At 72.5% G+C, this 4,712-nt stretch carries 4 protein-coding genes; all 4 read left to right on the top strand.

The genetic code is table 11. The features are described from left to right. Positions 1-1,997 (top strand): translation initiation factor IF-2 (infB, locus tag BN12_RS18445; RefSeq protein WP_200901253.1); only part of this gene is annotated, 1,997 nt, incomplete at its 5' end. Positions 1,998-2,187: 190 nt separating this feature from the next. Further along, positions 2,188-2,775: a 30S ribosome-binding factor RbfA gene (gene rbfA, locus BN12_RS18440; protein ID WP_048554776.1), complete on the top strand. Its 588-nt coding sequence runs from the start codon at positions 2,188-2,190 to the stop codon at positions 2,773-2,775. Further along, entirely contained in the window at positions 2,772-3,686 is a 915-nt protein-coding gene (truB, locus tag BN12_RS18435) for a tRNA pseudouridine(55) synthase TruB (protein ID WP_048554774.1), read from the top strand. The genes rbfA and truB overlap by 4 nt, the downstream gene beginning before the upstream one ends. 10 nt (positions 3,687-3,696) lie before the next feature. After that, positions 3,697-4,659: a bifunctional riboflavin kinase/FAD synthetase gene (locus BN12_RS18430; RefSeq protein WP_048556587.1), complete on the top strand. Its 963-nt coding sequence runs from the start codon at positions 3,697-3,699 to the stop codon at positions 4,657-4,659. Positions 4,660-4,712 lie beyond the last annotated feature (53 nt).

Here is a 4,712-nt window from a genome sequence, read left to right as displayed (position 1 = left end):
GCGGCCGGCCGGGCGGTGGCGGTGGCTTCGCCGGCCGTGGTGGCCCCGGTGGGCGAGGAGGCACCCAGGGTGCCTTCGGCCGTGGTGGTGGTCGACCGGTCCGTGGCCGCAAGAGCAAGCGGGCCAAGCGCCAGGAGTTCGAGCAGATGCAGGCGCCCACGATCGGCGGCGTCACCGTCCCCCGCGGCGACGGCACGACGGTCGTCCGGGTCCGCCGGGGCTCCTCGCTGACCGACTTCGCGGACAGGATCAACGCCAACCCCGCCTCGCTCGTCACGGTGCTCTTCCATCTCGGTGAGATGGCGACGGCGACGCAGTCGCTCGACGAGGACACCTTCCGCCTGCTCGGCGCCGAGCTCGGCTACGACGTGCAGGTCGTCTCGCCCGAGGACGAGGAGCGCGAGCTGTTCGAGCAGTTCGACATCGACATCGACACCGGCATCGAGGACGAGGAGGACGCCAACCTCCAGCCGCGGCCACCGGTCGTCACGGTCATGGGCCACGTCGACCACGGCAAGACCCGCCTCCTCGACGCGATCCGCAACGAGAACGTCGTCGCGGCCGAGGCGGGGGGCATCACCCAGCACATCGGCGCATACCAGGTCGTCAAGGAGCACGAGGGCGAGGAGCGTCCGATCACCTTCATCGACACCCCGGGCCACGAGGCGTTCACCGCCATGCGGGCCCGCGGCGCGAAGGTGACCGACATCGCGATCCTCGTCGTCGCCGCCGACGACGGCGTCATGCCGCAGACCATCGAGGCGCTCAACCACGCCCAGGCCGCGGACCTGCCGATCGTCGTCGCCGTCAACAAGATCGACGTCGAGGGAGCCAACCCGGCGAAGATCCGCCAGCAGCTGACCGAGTACAACCTCGTCGCCGAGGAGTACGGCGGCGACACGATGTTCGTCGACGTCTCCGCCAAGCAGGGGACGAACATCGACGAGCTGCTCGACGCGGTCCTGCTCACCGCCGACGCCGCCCTCGACCTGCGCGCCAACCCCGACAAGGACGCGCGGGGCGTCGCGATCGAGGCCAACCTCGACCGGGGCCGCGGCGCGACGGCCACCGTCCTCGTCCAGTCCGGGACCCTGCGTGTCGGCGACGCCATCGTTGCCGGTTCGGCCCACGGGCGGGTCCGGGCGATGCTCGACGAGTACGGCACCAACGTCGCCGAGGCGACGCCGTCCCGACCCGTCCAGGTCCTCGGCCTGTCGTCGGTCCCGCGGGCCGGCGACACCTTCGTCGTCGCTCCCGACGACCGGACGGCCCGGCAGATCGCCGAGCGCCGCGAGGCGGCCGACCGGCAGGCGAGTCTGGCCAAGGCCCGCAAGCGCATCTCCCTCGAGGACCTCAACGAGGCGCTCGCGGCGGGCAAGGTCGAGACCCTCAACCTCATCCTCAAGGGTGACGTGTCCGGGTCGGTCGAGGCACTCGAGGACGCCCTCCTGCAGATCGACGTCGGCGACGAGGTCGAGCTGCGGATCATCGACCGCGGCGTCGGCGCCATCACGCTGAACAACATCAACCTCGCGATGGCCTCCGACGCGATCATCATCGGCTTCAACGTGCGGGCCGAGGGCCAGAACGCCGAGGTCGCCGAGCGCGAGGGCGTCGAGATCCGGTACTACTCGGTCATCTACAACGCGATCGAGGAGATCGAGGCGGCACTCAAGGGCATGCTCAAGCCGGAGTTCGAGGAGGTCGAGCTCGGGACCGCGGAGATCCGCGAGATCTTCCGGTCGAGCAAGTTCGGCAACATCGCCGGCTCCATCGTCCGCAGCGGCGAGATCCGCCGTGGCGCGCGGGCCCGGATCACCCGGACCGGCGTCGTCGTCGCCGAGAACGTCGAGATCGCCGGCCTGCGCCGGTTCAAGGACGACGTCACCGAGGTGCGCGAAGGCTACGAGTGCGGCATCAACCTCGGGTCGTTCAACGACCTGCAGATCGGTGACCTCATCGCGACGTACGAGATGCGCGAGAAGCCCCGAGACTGACCTGCCCTGCCGGCGGGCGGCGCCGCGTTAGCGTGGGAGCCGCCCGCCCCCTCGGGACCTTTATCGGGTTCCACGGGAAGCGTGCACCTCACCCGAGGAAGGTTGTCGGGTGAGGTGACCCGTTGTCGTGGAACCCGATAAAGGTCCCGGCTGTCCGTGTCCGCAAGCCCGCACCCCCAGGAGGTATGCCATGGCCGACGCCGCGCGCGCCCGCAAGGTCGCCGACCGCATCAAGGTCGTCATCGCCGCGAACCTGGAGCAGGTCGTCAAGGACCCGGACCTCGGCTTCGTCACGATCACCGACGTCCGGGTGACCGGCGACCTCCAGCAGGCCTCGGTCTTCTACACCGTCCTCGGCGACGAGGCGCAGCGGGCGACGACGGCCGCGCTGCTGGAGAAGCGCAAGGGCCGGCTGCGCTCCCTCGTCGGCAGGGAGCTCGGCATCCGGCTCACCCCGACCCTGGACTTCCACCTCGACGCCGTCCCCGAGACCGCGGCCCAGATCGACGACCTGCTCCGGCAGGCACGCGAGCGGGACGCGGCCGTTGCCGCGGCGGCGGCCGGCGCCCGGTATGCCGGTGAGGCCGATCCGTACCGCCACGATGAGGAGGGCGAGGAGGAGTTCGACGCCGTGCCCGACGGGGTGGGCGCCGCGAACGAGGCCGCCGAGGCCGATGGAGCGGGCGCCGGGAACGAGCCCGCCGGGGCCGACGGGGCCCGTACCGCGAACCAGGCCGCCGAGCCCGCTGCGGGCCCGACGGACGCCTCCTCCCGATGACGACGGACGGGCTGCTCGTCGTCGACAAACCTGCCGGCTGGACGAGCCACGACGTCGTCGCGCGGGTCCGGCGGCTCTGTGCGACGCGGCGGGTCGGCCACGCGGGCACCCTCGACCCGATGGCCACCGGCGTCCTCGTCCTCGGGGTGAACCGGGGGACGCGGCTGCTCACCCATCTCGTCGGCTGCGACAAGGACTACGCCGCGACGATCCGGCTCGGCCAGGCCACCGTCACCGACGACGCCGAGGGCGAGGTGACCCGGGCGCAGGGCGTCGACGAGGCGGCGCGCAGGCGGCTCGAGGATGCCGTCGGCGCCCTCACCGGCCCGATCCTGCAGCGCCCGAGCGCCGTCTCGGCCATCAAGGTCGACGGGAAGCGGTCGTATGCGAGGGTCCGGGGTGGCGAGCAGGTCGAGCTCCCGCCCCGCCCCGTCACCGTCTCCGCGTTCACGATCCACGCCGTCCGGGAGAGCGCCGCGGACGGCATACCGCTCCTCGACGTCGACGTGACGGTGACCGTGTCCTCCGGGACGTACGTCCGCGCCCTGGCGCGCGACCTCGGGGCCTCGCTCGGCACCGGCGGCCATCTCACCGCGCTGCGGCGCACGAGGGTGGGGCACCTCACCGTCGCCGACGCCCACCGCCTGGAGGAGCTGGTCCGGCGCGTCGACGGGGGCACAGACCTGCCCGTCGTCCCACTCGCAGCGGCGGCGGTCGCCGCGTTCCCCGTCCGGCGGCTCACCGGGCAGGAGGCCACCGCCCTCGGGTACGGCCAGCAGATCCCCCGCCACGGCGAGGCTCGGGAGGACGTCGTCGCCGGTCTCGGCCCCGACGGTCGCCTCGTGGCCCTCCTCGACGAGTCCGGACCGAGGACGCGATCCGCCGTCGTATTCACCCCGGGGAGTTCGTAGAGTGTCCGTCGTGCATCGCTGGACCGACCCGGACCGGACTCCGGAGCAGCTGCGCCCCTCCGTCGTCGCCCTCGGCAACTTCGACGGGGTGCACCGCGGCCACCGAGCGGTCCTCGGCACCCTCGTCGAGCTGGGCCGGGAGCGTGGGCTGCCCACGGTCGCCGTGACCTTCGAGCCGCATCCCGTCGCGGTCCTCCATCCCGAACGCGCGCCCGCGCTGCTCACGCCCGGGCACCTGCGGGACGACCTGCTCGCCGCGACGGGCATCGACGGCCTGCTCGTCCTCCCGTTCACCCGTGAGTTCGCCGCGCAGACGCCCGAGGAGTTCGTGCGGGCCACCTTCGTCGACGCCCTGTCGGCGGCCGTCGTCGTCGTCGGGAAGGACACCCGCTTCGGCGTCCGCAACTCCGGTGACGTCGACACGCTCCGTCAGCTCGGCGAGAAGCTCGGCTTCGAGGTCGTGGCCCTCGACGACGTCGGCGACGGGGCGCGGTTCTCCTCCTCGGCCGTCCGCGCGGCTCTCGTCGACGGCGACGTCGCCGGTGCCGCTCGCATCCTCGGTCGTCCGCACCGGGTCGTCGGCACCGTCGTCCACGGGCATCACCGAGGCCGCGACCTCGGGTACCCCACGGCCAACCTCGGCGCGGACTCGCTCGGTCTCGTCCCGGCGGAGGGGGTCTACGCGGGCTGGCTCACCCGCCTCGACCTGCCCCTGGACGCCCCGGACCGGACCCTCCCGGCGGCCGTCTCGATCGGCACGAACCCGACCTTCGCGACGAAGGATCGCCGGACGGTCGAGGCATACGTCCTCGACCGGACCGATCTCGACCTCTACGACGAGCACGTCATGGTCGAGTTCGTCGAGCACATCCGCCCGACGCTGCGCTTCGAGTCCATCGACGACCTGTGCTCGGCGATGGCCAAGGACGTCGAGGCGAGCCGGCGGATCCTCACGCGCATCGTTCCCTCCTGAGCCGCGACCCGAGGCGGCGAGGGGGACCGCGGCCGCCCGGCCGCGGTCGGCGG

The sequence above is a fragment of the Nostocoides japonicum T1-X7 genome, from assembly GCF_001046855.1.
Taxonomy (GTDB): domain Bacteria; phylum Actinomycetota; class Actinomycetes; order Actinomycetales; family Dermatophilaceae; genus Nostocoides; species Nostocoides japonicum.
This window is presented reverse-complemented; position numbering and strand designations above follow the sequence as displayed.

What these genes read in the sequence shown, in the direction of transcription:
- rbfA (WP_048554776.1), top strand. Translation starts at nt 2,188, where the DNA reads ATGGCCGACGCCGCGCGCGCCCGCAAGGTCGCCGACCGCATCAAGGTC.
- truB (WP_048554774.1), top strand. Translation starts at nt 2,772, where the DNA reads ATGACGACGGACGGGCTGCTCGTCGTCGACAAACCTGCCGGCTGGACG.